The organism is Acidithiobacillus sp. (genome assembly GCF_023229925.1).
Classification (GTDB): Bacteria; Pseudomonadota; Gammaproteobacteria; order Acidithiobacillales; family Acidithiobacillaceae; genus Acidithiobacillus.
The window spans coordinates 219027-235394 of sequence record NZ_JALNYM010000001.1 but is presented as its reverse complement, the minus strand read 5'-3'; the positions used below and the strand labels follow the sequence as shown (position 1 = coordinate 235394).

Genomic DNA, 16368 nt, shown 5'->3' with positions numbered 1-16368 from the left:
TGCGTGCCGCTGCCAGAATTAATCCTCGCGTCCACCAGCCCTTACCGCCGGGAATTGTTGCAACATCTGCAAATTCCGTTCCGCGTTGAAGGTTCGGCGGTCGATGAAACCCCTCTGCCGGACGAGACGCCGGAAGCCCTCGTCTGTCGGCTGGCAAAGGCCAAGGCACAGGTCGTGGCATGCCGCAACCCCCAGGCAGTGGTCATCGGCGCCGACCAGGTAGCGGTCTGCGGCACCCGCATTCTCGGCAAACCGGGGAATACCCAACGGGCCGTGGAACAACTGGGCTGGATGCAGGGCCAAGCCGTCGAATTTCTCAACGGCATGGCCATCATCGCCGCATCCGGCACGGAAATATTCCTGGTACCCTATCGGATCGTCCTACGCACTCTAACGAGCATGGAAATTGAGCACTATGTGACGCGAGATCAGCCACTGGATTGCGCCGGGAGTTTCCGCTCCGAGGGGCTAGGCATCAGCCTGGTGCAGCGTATGGAAGGAGAGGACCCTCATGCGTTGATGGGATTGCCACTGATCGCCCTCTGCCGGGGGTTGCGCAAGCTCGGTTACCCGCTACCATAACCTCCTGAAAGAATAAAAAAAGGGGCATCGCAGTGATGCCCCTCCGATTGCGCAAGCCAACTGGTTAGCCCCAACTATCTCCGCCGTCATCCAGTCCGAAGTCATCATTAGACGCCAATGGGTCGTTGCCCCAGGAATCGTCTGTCAACCCCAGATCATTATTGTTGTTATCACTGGCGGTATTGTCCGATTCGTTGCCGTGTCCAAACAGACTTCCGGCCAGTGCCTGCCCGGCTGCCAGTCCTGCGCCAACACCCACACCAGTGGCAATACCAGAGGCCAGACTGGATCCCAGCCCACCACCCTGCTGCGGCATACCGCCCATGGCTCCGCCGGGATTCATCGGACCATAACCGTTCACCCCCCCCCCGAAAGGCTGCCCGCGGTATATCATGTTCGCCCGCTGACGGCGGCGCAAAAGCATGGATATCAGCGCGATAAGCGCGACAAGCCCCAGGAAAAAAGCCAGCACTGTACCCCAGCGACTTTCTTTGCTGATTTTACCGACCGGGTTGTTCATATGACCTTGCACTGACTTTTTAAAAGCGGTCAGCACCTGCGGTTTTACAAAGGGCATGCCGGGTGCAAGTTGCTCGGATTTCTGCAGGGCCGCTGCCGCTGCTGCCCAGTTACCCTGCCGAGCCGAAATACGCGCTTCTAGATACTGTGCTTCTGCAGATTGCGGATGAGCAACCAATACTTCCTGCATCATGCTCTGTGCCTGGTCCAAACGTCCCGCCTGCACAGCCTGCGTGACTTGCGCTACACTGGGTTCAGCCCACGCTGCCGGCGCCGCAAACATCAGGGCAATGGCGATGGCTCCAAAAATTTTTAACTGCATACGCTCCTCCAACTAAGACGTTGTAGTTTGAATATGCGGTGAAACCCCGTCTAAATCAAGCGGCTTCACACACAGCGTTCATCAGGAAACTTTGACCGCATTACCGTGCCGCTGGTTCCCTGCAGTTGTATAAGAAAAATACCGTTACGTTTGACAGCAGGCGGGTTTGTCGCCATTATACTGACCGGTCGGTATAGGCTCGTGAGAGGTATTGTTGTGCAAAAACCATTGCCAAGACCCATTGCTGCGGCGCTGGCGACTGTGCTGGCGGGAGGCCTGGCGGCCTGTAGCTTTGAGCCGCCACTGCGTGTACCCCAGGCACCGCCGAACAAAACATCCTATACCGCTGGTGCAAGTGTCAAACAAACTGTGGCGCCCGGCGGCCCTGCTGGCCACGCTCAGGAGATTGAGTATGGCAAAGAACTGCATGAAGACTGGTGGAAACTCTTTCACTCCACAGCCCTTGACGAGTTAATCGCCACGGGCCTGAAAAACAGTCCGACCATCGCTCAGGCTCAGGCGCAGTTAAAACAGGCTCAGGCCACAGCGCGCGTGAACTCCAGTATTTTCTACCCGCAGATAACGGGCAATCTCCAGGCCAATCGTAGCAAGTCCAGTTCAGCGGCCTTTGGTGGAAGCGGCGGCTTTCACTATTCCCTGATCACTGGCAGTGTCGGCGTTTCCTACTACCCGGATATATTCGGTGTTAATCGTCTGGTCTACCGCAACAGTGAAGCCTTGGTGAAGTATCAACAGTGGGAGTTGGAAGCGGCACGACTGACCCTAACCGGCAATATCGTCACCACCGCTATCAGTGAGGCGGCGACGGAAGGTCAGGTTCGTGCCACCATGGCCATCGTTGCGCAGGAGAAGAAGCTTCTGGAGCTTACGGAGAACCAGTACCAGGCAGGGGCTATCGGCTATGTCAATGTGGTCAATCAGCGCAGTCAACTGGCCACCGAAATGGCGACCCTTCCAACGCTGGAGCAACAACTCGCCGTCTATCGTCATGAACTCGCCATTCTGGTGGGAGACTTTCCTGCGAACGCCAGACGCCAACTCTTTACCCTCGAAGCGTTGCAACTCCCGGAGAAATTGCCGGTAAGCCTCCCCTCGCAATTATTGAAGCAGCGTCCGGATATTCGCGCCGCTCTCGCGCAGATGCGGGCGGCGAATGCGGTCATCGGTGAGGCACGGGCGCAGTTTTATCCTACCGTCCAACTCAGCGCCGCATTCGGTTCCACAGCGAGTCATCCGGGGCTGTTTTTTAACCCTGCCAGCAGCATTTGGAGCTTGGTCGGCGCCATGTCGCAACCGATCTTTGAGGGCGGCAAACTGGAGGCGCAGAAGGCCGAAGCGCACGCTGCTTATGACGTAGTGTATGCCGCTTACAGAAGCACGGTGCTCAACGCCTTTGATCAAGTAGCGAATGCTCTGCGCGCGGTGGAGCATGATGCGCAGACCCTCGCGGCTCAACGAGAGGCTCTCCAGGCAGCCGCGCAGGCGTTGCAGTTGGCCCAGGCGAGTTATCGGGCAGGCGCCGCTGATTATCTCACCCTGCTGACTTCTGAAGTGCAGTATGACAATGCCAGGATTGCTGAAATCAAGGCAGAATCACAGCGCTATCAGGATACCGCGGCTCTGCTCGTCGCTCTGGGTGGTGGCTGGTGGAACAAAAAGGAATCCCATTCAGATGCCGGCTCATTGCCGGTGACGCAGGCTAACCCATGAGCCATTATGCATTCAGCACAGCCATCCGCAGTGGAGACTGGTCATGAAAAAAGCGTTCATTATTGTAACCATCATATTGATCATTGTTTTTGGTGGTATTTTTGGCTTTAAGGCTTTCGTTAACAAGAAGATTTCCGAGGCCATGGCGCATCTGCCAAAACCCGTCGTGACCGTCAGCGCCACAACGGCCAAGATAGAACTTTGGCATCCCCACCTGCAGGCCATAGCTTCTCTGGCAGCTGTGCAAGGGGTGGATATCACCCCGCAGATAGCCGGTAATGTGACCGCCATTCATTTTCATTCTGGTCAGTATGTCCGGGCAGGCACCGTACTGGTGCAGATTGACGACAGCAATCAGCTTGCTCAGTTGGCGAGCGATGAAGCACAACTTCATCTGGCACAGATCAACCTACGCCGGACCCGCGAACTGATCGTCACCAAAGCTGCCAGCCAATCGCAACTGGATACCGCTGTGGCCACGTATCAAAGTAGTGTGGCTACGCTTAAAGACATTCACGCGACGCTGAACAAGCTGGCCATCCGTGCGCCCTTCAGCGGTTATCTGGGTATCCGCCAAGTAAATATCGGGCAATATCTCACCCCCGGTACCAAGATTGTCGACCTGCAATCCTGGGATCCACTGCATGCAAATTTCACTTTGCCGCAGGGTGCGCTACAGGACATTCATGTGGACACACCGGTGCAAATGGAGACAGATGCGCTCCCTGGTCAGATTTTTAGCGGAAAAGTCACCGCGCTGGGGGCTTCCGTGAACAGTACGACGCGACAAATTGATGTGCAGGCCACCATTGCCAATCCGAAAAGTGTGTTGCGCCCCGGACTTTTTGGCGAACTCACGGTAGTCCGCGACGTCGAGGAAAAGGTGTTGACGGTGCCCGTCTCCGCTCTTTCATATAACACCTTCGGCGATTATGTGTATGTGATCGAAAAGAATACGCAGGATGGCAAGACAGTGGAAGTCGCCCATCAACAAGTCATCAAGCCTGGCCCGGAGCGCAACGGACAGGTAAGCATCGTCTCCGGCCTTAAAGCGGGTGATATGGTCATCACTGCGGGGCAGGTAAAACTGGTGGATGGTAGTCTCGTCAAAGTCAGCGACGAGAAAGAATCGTGAGGCGCAGAACATGACTTTTACCGATATTTTTGTTCGCCGCCCGGTACTGGCCACAGCCCTTAGCCTCATCATTTTTCTACTGGGTTTGCATGCCTATTCGATGATGACTGTCCGCGAGTATCCGGCTCTCGTCAACACCGTTGTCACCGTAACCACCGCGTATCCCGGAGCCAGCCCGAATATCGTACAAGGCTTCATCACCTCGCGCCTGGAAAAGGTGATTGCCAGCGCACCGGATATAAATTACATGACCTCCAACAGCTCGGAGGGCAACTCGACCATTACCGTGTACATGAAGCTGAATTACAGCCCCAGTGCGGCGGTCGCCAACATTCAATCGAAAGTGCAACAGGTGACGGATCAGTTGCCGACAGGTAGTCAGTTACCGGTTATCAACGTAACAGTCGGTGACACGACGGACCTGATGTATGTCGCCTTCTACAGTAAAGAACTCAATCAGCAGCAAATTACCGACTACCTGCTGCGCGTAGCACAGCCGCGACTGGCCTCGGTACATGGCGTAGGCCAAGCGCAAATACTGCCGCCGGGGGCTGGCAACGGGAATACCTATGCGATGCGGGTGTGGTTGAATCCACAGAAAATGGCGGCATTGAGCATTACCGCCGCGCAGGTCTCACAAGCGTTAATCGCGAACAACTTCATCTCCGCAGTCGGACAAACGCGGGGGAAGACGGTACAAAACACCATTGTCGCGACCACTAACCTGCATAATGTAGATGAATTCCGCAATCTGGTTCTGCGTCAGTCTGGTAACACCCTCATCCGGCTCAAAGATGTGGCAAAAATAGAACTCGGTGCACAGGATTACACCTCACAGGCCTTTTTTGATGGTAAGCCGGCAGCATTCATCGGTATTCAGGAGTCGCCTTCGGCCAACTCTCTGGATGTAGCTTCCGGGGTAAAAGCATCGCTGGCTCAGTTGTCAAAAAGCCTGCCGCCTGGTGTGCACATGGCGATTCCTTACGACGCCAGCACCTTCATCAAGGCCTCTATCGATGAAGTCGTCCTCACCATAGCAATTACCCTTGCCGTAGTGGTGCTGGTAATTTTCCTCTTCATGGGTTCATTCCGTGCGGTGCTCATACCCGCGATCGCTATCCCGCTGTCCATCGTGGGCGCCGGTCTGATTACTTGGTCCATGGGCTTCACCATCAACCTGCTGACCCTGTTGGCAGTGGTTTTGGCCATCGGGCTAGTGGTAGACGATGCCATTATCGTTGTTGAAAATGTGCTCCGGCATATGGATGAAGGAAAATCGCCTTTTGAAGCGGCTTTAATGACCGGACGAGAGCTAGGAGGGCCGATCATTGTCATGTCCACTACGCTCGTCGCCGTATTCGCCCCCATCGGATTTATGGGGGGACTGACGGGGAGTCTGTTTGGTGAATTCGCGTTTACGCTAGTAGCTGCGGTTTTAATGTCCATGATCGTAGCGTTGACGTTATCGCCGATGCTTTCCAGCAAGATATTGCGCCCGACAAAGGAACATGGCTTTGAACACTTTATCGAGCAGCGATTCACTACGCTGCGTAATTCTTACGACCATGTCTTAAGTAGCACACTAAATTATGTGCCAGTCACCATGCTCTTTGCCGCGGTGGTGTTTGGGAGTATCTACTTTCTGTATAGCACCTCGAAATCAGAATTGGCGCCAGCGGAAGATCAGGGCATTATTTTTAATGCCGGCACGGGCAGCCCAACCATTACACCTGATCAACTGGCCCATTATGGAAAACAGATTCTGAAGGTGTTGGATAAATATCCGGAGAAAAAGGCAACCTTCATGGTCACCGGCATTTCGGTCGGTAGCGGCGGCGGCTCCAACAGTCTGTTCGCCGGAATGCGCATGACAAATTGGGACAAACGCTCCACCACGGCGATGCAATTGCAACCGCAAATCCAGCAGGCCCTGCAGAGCGTCCCGGGACTCCAGGTAGCCTCATTTTTACGGCCGTCCCTGCCCGGTTCGGCGGGCGGTCTACCGGTGCAATTTGTGCTTCAAAGCCCGGGCAGCTATGGCAAAATCGATCAAGTGGCTGACCAGGTGATCGCAGCAGCCTATAAAAGTGGATTGTTTTTCTATGTGACCAAGGATTTGCGCATTGATAATCCTGAGGTCGTGTTGAAGATCAATCGTAATATGGCCGCCAATCTTGGCCTGACCATGGCGGAAATCGCCGAGGACTTGCAGCCCCTCTTAGGTGGCAACTACGTCAATCGCTTCGATATGGGAGGCCGCAGCTATAAGGTCATTCCCCAGGTACCGGACCACTTCCGCCTCGATCCGGCAGCCTTGAAGCAATATTACATCGCGACCGGCAGCGGTCAGATGGTGCCCCTATCTACCGTGGTTTCTATTGAGACCAAGGTGGAACCGCAATTCTTGCCGCAGTTCCAGCAACTCAACTCGACAACCATCGAGGCGGTGCCCAAACCCGGCGTTACCATGGGTGAGTCTTTGAGCTTCTTGAAGACTGCGGCAGAAAAGGTCATGCCCAAGGATTTTTCTCTGAACTATGCGAGCCAATCCCGTCAATACATACAAGAGACGGGTGGGTTGCTGACCACCTTTGCGTTGGCCATCATCCTGATTTACTTGCTACTGGCCGCACAATTCGAGAGTTTCCGCGATCCGCTGATCGTGCTGATTACCGTACCCATGTCCATTAGTGGGGCGCTGATTTTCATCAGCCTGGGGCTGGCTTCTATCAATATCTATACGGAAGTCGGGTTGATCACGTTGATTGGTCTGATTGCCAAGCAGGGTATTCTTATCGTGCAGTTCGCCAACGAGATCCAGAAAAAAGAAGGACTCAACAAGCGTGAAGCAGTGCAGAAGGCGTCGAGCATTCGTTTGCGCCCCATCCTCATGACTACGGGGGCAATGGTACTGGGGGTTCTGCCCCTGCTGGTAGCGGGCGGACCTGGCGCGGTCAGTCGCTTCCAGATGGGTCTGGTGATATTTTCTGGCTTAAGTATTGGCGCTTTCTTCTCGCTTTTCGTCGTGCCGGCCATGTATATGATACTCGCTAAGGATTTACGCGAACCCCGCAACACTCAGGATGCCTGACGGGAGATTGCTGCTCTGCTCGACGGATCTGGCCGGGACACCTATTAGGGTTCCGGCTTTTTTAGCTTGACAAGACGGAAGGTGGTCAGAAGAATACCAGCAAACATTCTCGCGGAGCTTTTTTGAGAAGCACCCCGATTCGCTGCCCGCTGCTGGGTTTGCTCGTTCGCTGTTCGCACACAGGTAAATTTTTCATGGGTCATGAATTCTTCCCGAGCATTGAGACCTTGGCAAAGAGGTCCTGGTGACCGCACAACGCATTGATGGCAAAGCCATAGCAAAAAAAATACAGGCGGATGTCACCCGTCGCAGCCAGGCATTTCTCCAGCGTTATGGACGCTCCCCCGGTCTTGCGGTAGTGCTGGTCGGGGCCGATCCTGCGTCTCAGGTCTATGTGAAAAAAAAGCGGGATACCTGTGCTTCTGTAGGTATTAGCTCTTTTTCTGCCAATCTTCCTGTAGACAGCACGCCACAACAGCTCTTGGCCCATATAACCGAACTAAACGCTAATAATGCCGTGGATGGCATTCTGGTACAGTTGCCGCTTCCGTCGCATTTTGATCCTGAAGAAATCATTGAGGCCATTGCCGTCGAAAAAGATGTCGATGGTTTTCACCCCTATAATGTGGGCCGCCTTGCGCTGCGTGCGCCTTTGCTGCGCTCCTGTACGCCCGCCGGCATCATGACTTTGCTCCAGGAAACAGGCATAGAGTTCAGGGGGAAAGAAGCTGTGATTGTCGGCGCATCCAACATTGTCGGGCGCCCTATGGCACTGGAGCTCCTCTTGGCCGGGGCGACGGTAACCGTCTGCCACCGCTTCACCCGCGATCTCGCAGCCCATGTGGGACGCGCCGAACTGCTCGTCGCGGCAGCTGGCAAACCTGGACTGATACCCGGTGAGTGGATTCGTGAGGGAGCCGTGGTCATCGATGTAGGAATTAATCGACTGCCGGACGGGCGTCTTACCGGCGACGTGGACTTTGCTGGTGCGGAACAACGTGCGGCGTGGATCACTCCGGTCCCCGGTGGGGTCGGCCCCATGACAGTAGCCACACTCTTGCAGAACACCCTGATTGCGGCAGAGCAACGCATGGGAACAAGCTCATGAATGAGACCTCTGCCCCGCAAAAAGCGGATGCGGCGCCCTCTCTGGATAATCCCGACCTCTATTTCAACCGTGATCTCAGCGTCCTTGAATTTAACCGGCGGGTATTGGCCCTCGCAGATGATCCGCACGTGCCCCTGCTGGAGCGTTTACGGTATCTGACTATCGTTTCCAACAATCTGGACGAATTTTTTGAAGTACGCATGGCCGGGCTTCTCCAGCGACGCAAGTTCGGCGCCGGCCCTTCGGGGCCGGATATGCTCGGACCTAATCGCGAAATTGAAGCCATAGCCAAAATGGCTCACGAAATCATCTCTGCGCAGTATCGCTGCCTGAATCAACGACTGCTACCCGCCCTGGCCAAAGAAGGTATCCGCCTACTGCGTCGATGCGAATGGCGGGCCGCCCAAAAACGTTGGATCAGCAATTATTTCCAGACCGAGGTGATGCCCCTGCTCACCCCGCTGAGTCTCGACCCGGCTCATCCTTTTCCCAAGGTACAGAATAAGGGGCTGAATTTCGCCATCGTTCTAGAGGGGCAGGATGCTTATGGCCGACGCAGCCCTATCGCCATTGTACAGGCGCCGCGCGTTCTCCCGCGCATCATCCAGATTCCGGAACATCTGGCGGGCCCCAATGATTTCGTGTTTCTCTCCTCTATCATTCATGAACATGTGCAAACGCTCTTCCCGGGCCTGACCATTCAGGGTTTTTATCAGTTCCGAGTCACTCGCAACAGTGAACTCTTTGTGGATGAGGAGGAGGTGGACAATCTCCTCAATGCGTTGGCCGATGAATTACCGATGCGCCCTTTTGGCGAGGCCGTACGACTGGAAGTCGCCAATAACTGTCCGCGCGCGGTGGTCGACTATCTTCTGACACATTTTGAGCTTGGTGAGGATAATCTTTATTCGCTGCTGGGACCCGTGAATCTGTCACGGCTGGCAGCCATCATCGACATGGTCCCCCGCCCAGACCTGCTTTTCCCACCTTTCGTACCAGGGCTACCATCAGCTTGTTCCCGCCCGGAGGATATATTCGCGCAACTGCGCGAGGCACCTATTCTTCTCCACCACCCATACCAGAGCTTCAATCCAGTTCTGGATTTCCTCCGCCAAGCGGCCAACGATCCGCAGGTCATCGGTATCAAGCAGACGTTGTACCGCACCACCCCGGACTCTCCCATTATAGATACGCTGATAGAAGCGGCCATGACGGGCAAACAGGTCACGGTCGTGGTCGAGCTCAAGGCGCGTTTTGACGAAGCCAATAACATCCGCATGGCGGAGCGCTTGGAAGAGGTGGGTGTGCAGGTGGTATACGGCGTGGTCAACCACAAGGTCCATGCCAAGATGATATTGATCTTGCGCCGTGAAGAGGAGGGGATTCGCCTTTACGGCCATCTGGGTACTGGCAATTATCATCCCCGCAATGCGCGGATTTATACCGATCTCAGCCTGCTCACCGCGAATCCTGACATCACGGCGGACATGAATGACCTGTTCATGCACATCACCGGCATGGGCAAAGCGCCGCAACTGCGTTGCCTGCTGCAAAGTCCTTTTACAATGTTCAGCGGGATACGTGATGCCATTGTGGCGGAGACCGAGCACGGCGTGAAAGGCCGCATCATCGCGCGGGTGAATGCGCTGGTCGAGCCAGACCTGATCCGCGCCCTGTACCTGGCCTCCCAGGCTGGAGTAGAAATTGACCTAGTGGTACGCGGTGCCTGTGCCTTACGTCCCGGCATACCGGGCATTTCTGAGCATATCCGGGTACGTTCCATTGTCGGTCGTTTTCTCGAACACAGCCGCGTCTATTACTTCGGGAATGGCGGACATCCCAAGCTTTGGATATCCAGTGCTGACTGGATGGGACGCAATTTCTTTCGCCGCCTGGAAGTGGCGATACCCATTTTAGATCCCGACTTGCGCGCACGCGTGCTCAGGGAAACCCTTCAGCTATACTTGGAGGATGACTGTAATGCTTGGGCCATGCGTGCCGATGGTGCTTATGATTTTCTGCGTAAGACCCCAGATACCGCTTGTAAATCCGCTCAGGACCGCTTACTGGAACACTATGACAGGAGTAGTCACCATGCCTGACAGGGTTTCGTCGTGATCCGGGTTCTGGTGCTCAACAGTAAGGGCGGTACTGGAAAAACGACAGTCGCCACAAACCTCGCCAGTTTGCTGGCGCTGCGCAGCTCGGTACTTCTCGCCGACCTGGATCCGCAGCGCTCGTCTAGCACCTGGGCGGAGCGGCGGTCGGCGCACTTACCAAAGCTATCTGTCATTGCCGATGCTGATCGGGATTTTCGCGATTATCCGCCAAGTGATTTCGTCGTCTTTGATGCCCCTGCTGGTCTCAAAAAAGGGCGCTTGGAAGACATGCTGGATAAGGTGGAAGCGCTGCTGGTACCCATCGGCCCCTCTTCTTTCGACATGGACGCCAGCCGTCTTTTCCTGGAAAAACTGGATGCGATTAAACGCTTTCGTAAGGGTAAAGTGCGCATGGGCATTATTGCGAACCGCGTGAATACGCGTACCAAGGGCGGACAGCAACTGCACATATTTTTGGCAGATTTGCAGTTGCCGGTGGTGGCCACCCTGCGCGAAAGCCAACTCTATGTGCGGGCCGCGCAGTTAGGCGCGGGCATAGCGGATTTACGGGCAGCAGAAACCCAAGCGGAGTTACCGCAATGGGCGCGGATCCTGCGCTTTGTAACGGAGGGAGAACGTGGAACAAGAGCTTAAACTGCAGATACTCACCCCCTCCCCTGCCGCCTGGGAAAAGATTTGCCGACATCCCCTGCTGGCGTTAGGCACCCTCCCCCCTTTATCACTTCACGCTTTCTACTATGATAGCCGTGATGGTGTCTTGCGGCGCGCCAAACTGGCCTATCGTGTGCGTCGGGAAGGGAAAGAGTGGGTAGCCACTCTCAAGGCCGAAGGTCAATCCGCTGGCGGACTGCATCAGCGTCCCGAATGGAACGTCACTGTTTCCTCCTCCGAAGCGGATCTTCGGGTGTTTACTGATACAGATGCGGCGGCATTACTAGCACCTTTTTTGGATTCCGCGTTGCACGTTATTCTCGAAACCCGTTTTGAACGGCTGGAAAGTCTGGTGGATCGCGCGGATGGCAGCCAGATAGCGGTCGCGCTGGATCGTGGAGAAATCGTTGCCAACAGCTTGCACGAACCGATCCTCGAAGTAGAGCTGGAACTGGTAACAGGAGAGGCTGCCGCGGTATTGGAGATGGGCGCGGAGCTGTGCCGTGATCTGCCACTGCTGCCCGACGGGGAGAGCAAGATGTTCCGGGGCTTGCGTCTCGCCGGATTAATACCGGTCGATACTAGTGCGATACAGGACAAAACACCGCTACGCCATCACGAAAATGCCGGAAAGGCACTCAGCCAACTGCTGATCCAGCAAACTCAGCAGGCACTCACCGCTGCCAGGCAGCATTGGACCGACGGCAGTCTGGATACCTTTCATCAGTTGCGCAAAACCGTCCGCAGCCTGCGCGCCCTGCTGCGTTTCTGCCGAGCCCTGGATCCTGACAAGCGTCTCGACTCTGCCCGTCAGGAATTGGCGGACTGGTTTCATCAGCAAAATATACGACGTGACCATGAAGTGCTCGCCACTTATTGGGAGACATTGGCCACCGAGACAGGTACCGAGATAGCCCCCCTGCGCAGTTGGCTAAGCGCGCAAGCCGAGACCACACCTGCACAGCTCGGCCAGTTTGCCGCCGCGATCCTAAAACTGTGGGCACTGCTGCTGCGTGCGGCGCTATATAGTGACCAATCCTTACAAAACTACGTGGAAATACATTTGCGACGTCAGGATCGCCGATTAATGGCTGCGGGAGCTACGGCCAAGACCGCCGCCAGTTTTCATGCCTTGCGCATTCGCATCAAGAACTGGCGCTATGTGATTCTGGCACTTGGCGACATGTGGTCCAGTAAAGACAGTAAAACACTACTCAAAGTACTTTCCGCCTTGCAGGAGATCTCTGGTGCTGTACATGACGCCGACATGGCAGGAGAGCATCTGGCGGGGCTGGCGACCAGCCGCAAACAGGGGCTCGCCTTTAGTGCGGGGATGCTGATGGGCTATCTCCATGCCCGTGAAAGCCGGCAACGCAAAAAATTCTCAAAGTATTGGGAACGGCTGGAGAACGCCCCACGGCCGTGGGGTTGATGCCTTCCGGTCAAGGCAATTCCGTGGGCCGGGCAAATTTGCCGTTCGGTCACGTTGACGATTTATGGCTATCTTTTCAGTCTCCCTGGGGTTATGGTCGATAAATTCAATCGTTACCTGGATAGGAACGCTGTATGACCTCTGCCAGATCACGGGAAAGCCTGGGCTTGCTAGCCAGCATTTTCAAGGCGGCGCCCATCGCCTGTTGACGAGGGGCATCATAGCGCTGCCAACGACTGAGAGGTGTCGCTAGGCGCGCCGCCGTCTGTGGGTTAAGGTCATCCAGACGGCGGATTTGCTCGGCATAGAAAGCATAACCGGAACCATCCGCTGCATGAAAAACCGTGGGATTAGCGGCAAAAGCACCAAGTACTGCACGCACCCGGTTGGGCACCCGCCAGTCGAAAGCGGGGTGTACCAGCAGATGTTCTGCCTGACGCAAAGTTTGAGGACGTGGCGCGGCAGCTTGTACGGCAAACCACTTATCAATTACCAGCGGGTATTTGTGCCACTTTCGGTAAAAGTCGAGCAGGATATCCTCGGCATCATGGTGCGGGTGTTGTACCAGCAACTGGAACGCCGCCAATCGGTCGGTCATGTTGTCGGTCTGCGCATATTGCTGGCGGGCATGCAGGGTCATCTCTTCGTGGCTGCCGCTCTCACTGGCGATGAGGTAACTCAGGGACAAATTGCGCAGACGTCGGCGGCCGATAGACAAACCGTCGCGCCGATAAACTGCGGCAAGATCGTGATACAGGCCCATCCATTCCTTTGCGAACAGCGTGCCGATGGCACGCATCAGCCCGTCACGGGCGCGATGGATGGCCTCAACAGCGATTATCGGCATCTGTTCGCCGATGTAATCCTCACTGGGGAGAGTTAGCAGCTCGGCACAAAAGGCAGGGTCCACCTGACGGTCAGCCAACGTCGACTCAATGGCATTCCGCAAGGCGCCGGGTAATGGGGTGGCTGTCGAATCCGCCACCGCAGTCAGTAAGGCTTTTACGGCGAGGTCCTGAGTGCTCTCCCAGCGATTGAAGGGGTCGTCATCGTGGCGCGCTAGAAAATTGCGGGCCTCGTCATCCAAGGGGCTTTCCAGACGCACCGGAGCGGAGAAACCGCGCAGAAGAGACGGGATCACCGGATCAGGCAAATTCGAAAAGACCCATGACTGCTCCGTCTGATCCAGCAATAACACGGTTTCGGAGCCACCCCCGACACTATCCAGCGGTACACGTTGCCCCAGCGTATTGAGCAGCGCCATACGTACCGGAATCGGCACCGGCTCCTTAACGGGCTGGCCGGGCGTTACCGGGGTTTTCTGATGCAGGGTGAGGGTATAACTGTGCCGGGCGGGATCGTAGCTGCCAATGGCCCGCAACTGCGGAGTGCCCGCCTGGCTATACCAGCGGCGAAAAGCAGAAAGGTCACGTTGGTTAGCGTCTTCCATGGCGGCAACAAAGTCTTCGATAGTAACCGCATGGCCGTCGTGACGATCGAAGTAGAGATCCATTCCCTTCCGAAACTGCACCTTGCCCAGTAGGGTATGAATCATCCGCACCAGTTCGGCGCCCTTTTCATAGACCGTGGCAGTGTAAAAATTGTTGATCTCGGAATAGGCATCGGGCCGCACCGGATGAGCGAGCGGACCAGCGTCTTCTGGAAACTGAGCAGCACGCAAGCGACGCACATCGCCAATGCGTTGGACACCGCGGGAGTTCTGATCGGCGCTGAACTCCTGATCGCGAAACACGGTCAGGCCTTCCTTTAGGCTCAACTGGAACCAGTCACGCAAAGTCACCCGGTTACCCGTCCAGTTGTGGAAATATTCGTGGGCAATGACCGACTCTATGCCTTGATAGTCGCTGTCCGTAGCGGTCTCCGGGCTGGCGAGCACATATTTAGCATTAAAAATGTTGAGGCCTTTGTTTTCCATCGCGCCCATATTGAAGCTGTCGGTAGCGACAATCATGTAGCGATCCAGATCGTATTCCCGGCCATAGGTTTCTTCGTCCCAGCGCATGGCGCGCTTGAGGCTGTCCATGGCCTGTGCACAAGCGCCGGTGTCGCGTTCAGCCACGTAGATTTCCAGTACCACGCCCCGTCCGGAAGCGGTACGGTACTGATCGCGGACCACCTCCAGATCACCAGCTACCATGGCGAAGAGATAGGCAGGCTTGGGATAGGGGTCTTCCCACCGGGCCCAGTGCCAGCCGCCCTCTTCATCACCCGTGGCCATACAGTTGCCATTGGCGAGTAGCACCGGGCAAATTTTTTGCGGAGCGTGCAGAGTGACCGTGAAGCGCGCGAGGCAGTCAGGACGATCCAGATAATAGGTGATGCGCCGAAAACCCTCCGCCTCACATTGGGTCAGGAACTGTCCGTCCGCATGATAGAGTCCAGAAAGAGCGGTGTTAGCTGTAGGATGAATGCGTACCCAGCTCTCCAGAATGAAGGCTTCCGGAGGATTCAGCAGCACTAAACCAGCGTCGGTCTGTCGGTACTCGCTTTCTGCCAGCACCTGGCCATCCCGTTGGAGATTCAACAACTCCAGAGACTCACCGTCCAGATGCAATTCGGCAACAGGCGCCGGTGCGGTACGGTGCAGATGGAGACGGGCATACACCTCGGTATTTTCCGGGTCCAGACGTACATTGAGAGCAACTTCAGAAATCCGATAGCTAGGTGCTTTGTAGTCACCACGCTGAATCACTGCCGCGTTTGTCCCGGACATAGTCACTTCTGGCATGCTCCATTTTGCAAATTACCAATGTGTGCAACAAAATCCTGAAGGCTTTCTTTGTCCAAACCATGTACCAATGTGGGCTCATCTTTTTGATCACAGTAGATCAAGGTGGGGGTAGCCATTTCACCGCTCTCACTGAGCAGCCTGGTGTTATTTTCTACTGCACTAATAATGGCGGCACCAGGATTTTGAGCCGGTTTGATACCCCCCTCTTCCGTCCCTTCATCAAAGCCCTTTTCGTTCTCCACCATGGCGATAGCGGGGTTCTTGGCACCGAGAATGGCGGCCGCCTTGGGGCCACTGCTCCTTTTGAGAAACGCTACCACCACATAACGCACCCTGAGCTTGCCAGCGTCAATCAGCGGTTTGGCTTCTTCATAGAACTTGTGGCAGAAAATGCAGTTAGGATCGATAAAAGCGGTTATCTCCGGTCCGGTCGTACCCAGAACAAAGCTATCAGCATGAGCAGCCTTCCGGGCCATGGTCGCCGCACTCGCCGACTTGGGAATCAGGCCGAGCTGCATCATCGCCGCGTGCGCTACATCTTCACCTTGCGTATTCAGAACCGGGCCAGCAACCAGATATTTGCCATCCGCAGTGGCAAAGGCAATAGTCGGATGTCCTTCCAGAGTCACTTCGATCCCAGTTAATCCGCCGGGGCCGGGAAACACCTTTTCGGCCTTGGCTTGCCCATGAGTCACGGATTCTAGCAAGCTCCCCACAGCGCTGAGACTGACTTCCCTTCCCATATGAGGCAGGACCGCGAAACGTTCCACAGCGGCGCCGGTGAGGCCTCCGATGATGAAAAGGCTTACGGCCAACACGATGGATTTTTTCTCCATGAATGAATACTGTCCTTATGTTTTGGTGAGATGTAATGACGACATACAGAGATTCTAAACCGGTGTCCGTGGTAAAAGCCAGACGCCCC

12 protein-coding genes are annotated in these 16368 nt (G+C 55.5%); 8 read left to right on the top strand and 4 right to left on the bottom strand.

Annotated features, from left to right (window positions below):
• Positions 1-3: 3 nt before the first annotated feature.
• The gene (locus M0P56_RS01250) at positions 4-582 is read left to right on the top strand and encodes a nucleoside triphosphate pyrophosphatase (protein WP_291508236.1); all 579 of its coding nucleotides are present in this window, start codon (positions 4-6) and stop codon (positions 580-582) included.
• 64 nt (positions 583-646) lie between these two features.
• On the opposite strand, the gene M0P56_RS01245 is transcribed toward M0P56_RS01250, so the two are convergent.
• A complete protein-coding gene (locus M0P56_RS01245) occupies positions 647-1423 on the bottom strand; it encodes a tetratricopeptide repeat protein (protein WP_291508235.1) in 777 nt (258 codons plus the stop codon).
• Between the two features lie 216 nt (positions 1424-1639).
• On the opposite strand from M0P56_RS01245, the gene M0P56_RS01240 reads away from it, so the two are divergent.
• The 3 genes from M0P56_RS01240 to M0P56_RS01230 are packed head-to-tail and all read left to right on the top strand — an operon-like array spanning position 1640 to position 7380.
• Positions 1640-3154: an efflux transporter outer membrane subunit gene (locus tag M0P56_RS01240; protein WP_291508234.1), complete on the top strand. Its 1515-nt coding sequence runs from the start codon at positions 1640-1642 to the stop codon at positions 3152-3154.
• 43 nt (positions 3155-3197) lie between these two features.
• Positions 3198-4289, top strand: coding sequence for an efflux RND transporter periplasmic adaptor subunit (locus M0P56_RS01235; protein WP_291508233.1), 1092 nt, complete (start codon positions 3198-3200; stop codon positions 4287-4289).
• Positions 4290-4299: 10 nt separating this feature from the next.
• Complete coding sequence (locus M0P56_RS01230) at positions 4300-7380, top strand: efflux RND transporter permease subunit (RefSeq protein ID WP_291508232.1); 3081 nt, start codon at positions 4300-4302, stop codon at positions 7378-7380.
• A 44-nt stretch (positions 7381-7424) separates the two neighbouring features.
• Here the strand turns inward: M0P56_RS01230 and M0P56_RS01225 are convergent, their stop codons facing one another.
• Entirely contained in the window at positions 7425-7583 is a 159-nt protein-coding gene (locus M0P56_RS01225) for a hypothetical protein (protein ID WP_291508231.1), read from the bottom strand.
• A gap of 41 nt (positions 7584-7624) precedes the next feature.
• Between M0P56_RS01225 and folD the strand changes: the two genes are divergently transcribed.
• The 4 genes from folD to M0P56_RS01205 are packed head-to-tail and all read left to right on the top strand — an operon-like array spanning position 7625 to position 12691.
• Entirely contained in the window at positions 7625-8488 is an 864-nt protein-coding gene (folD, locus tag M0P56_RS01220) for a bifunctional methylenetetrahydrofolate dehydrogenase/methenyltetrahydrofolate cyclohydrolase FolD (RefSeq protein WP_291508230.1), read from the top strand.
• Complete coding sequence (ppk1, locus tag M0P56_RS01215; protein WP_291508229.1) at positions 8485-10590, top strand: polyphosphate kinase 1; 2106 nt, start codon at positions 8485-8487, stop codon at positions 10588-10590. Before folD ends, ppk1 begins: the two co-directional genes overlap by 4 nt.
• Positions 10591-10602: 12 nt before the next feature.
• On the top strand, positions 10603-11241 hold the full coding sequence (locus M0P56_RS01210; protein WP_291508228.1) for a ParA family protein: 639 nt from the start codon (positions 10603-10605) through the stop codon (positions 11239-11241).
• Positions 11225-12691, top strand: coding sequence for a CYTH and CHAD domain-containing protein (locus M0P56_RS01205; protein WP_291508227.1), 1467 nt, complete (start codon positions 11225-11227; stop codon positions 12689-12691). Before M0P56_RS01210 ends, M0P56_RS01205 begins: the two co-directional genes overlap by 17 nt.
• A gap of 106 nt (positions 12692-12797) precedes the next feature.
• On the opposite strand, the gene pepN is transcribed toward M0P56_RS01205, so the two are convergent.
• Together pepN and dsbG are read right to left on the bottom strand one after the other, a co-directional pair.
• Entirely contained in the window at positions 12798-15425 is a 2628-nt protein-coding gene (pepN, locus tag M0P56_RS01200; RefSeq protein WP_291508226.1) for an aminopeptidase N, read from the bottom strand.
• A gap of 2 nt (positions 15426-15427) precedes the next feature.
• On the bottom strand, positions 15428-16279 hold the full coding sequence (gene dsbG / locus M0P56_RS01195) for a thiol:disulfide interchange protein DsbG (protein WP_291508225.1): 852 nt from the start codon (positions 16277-16279) through the stop codon (positions 15428-15430).
• Positions 16280-16368 lie beyond the last annotated feature (89 nt).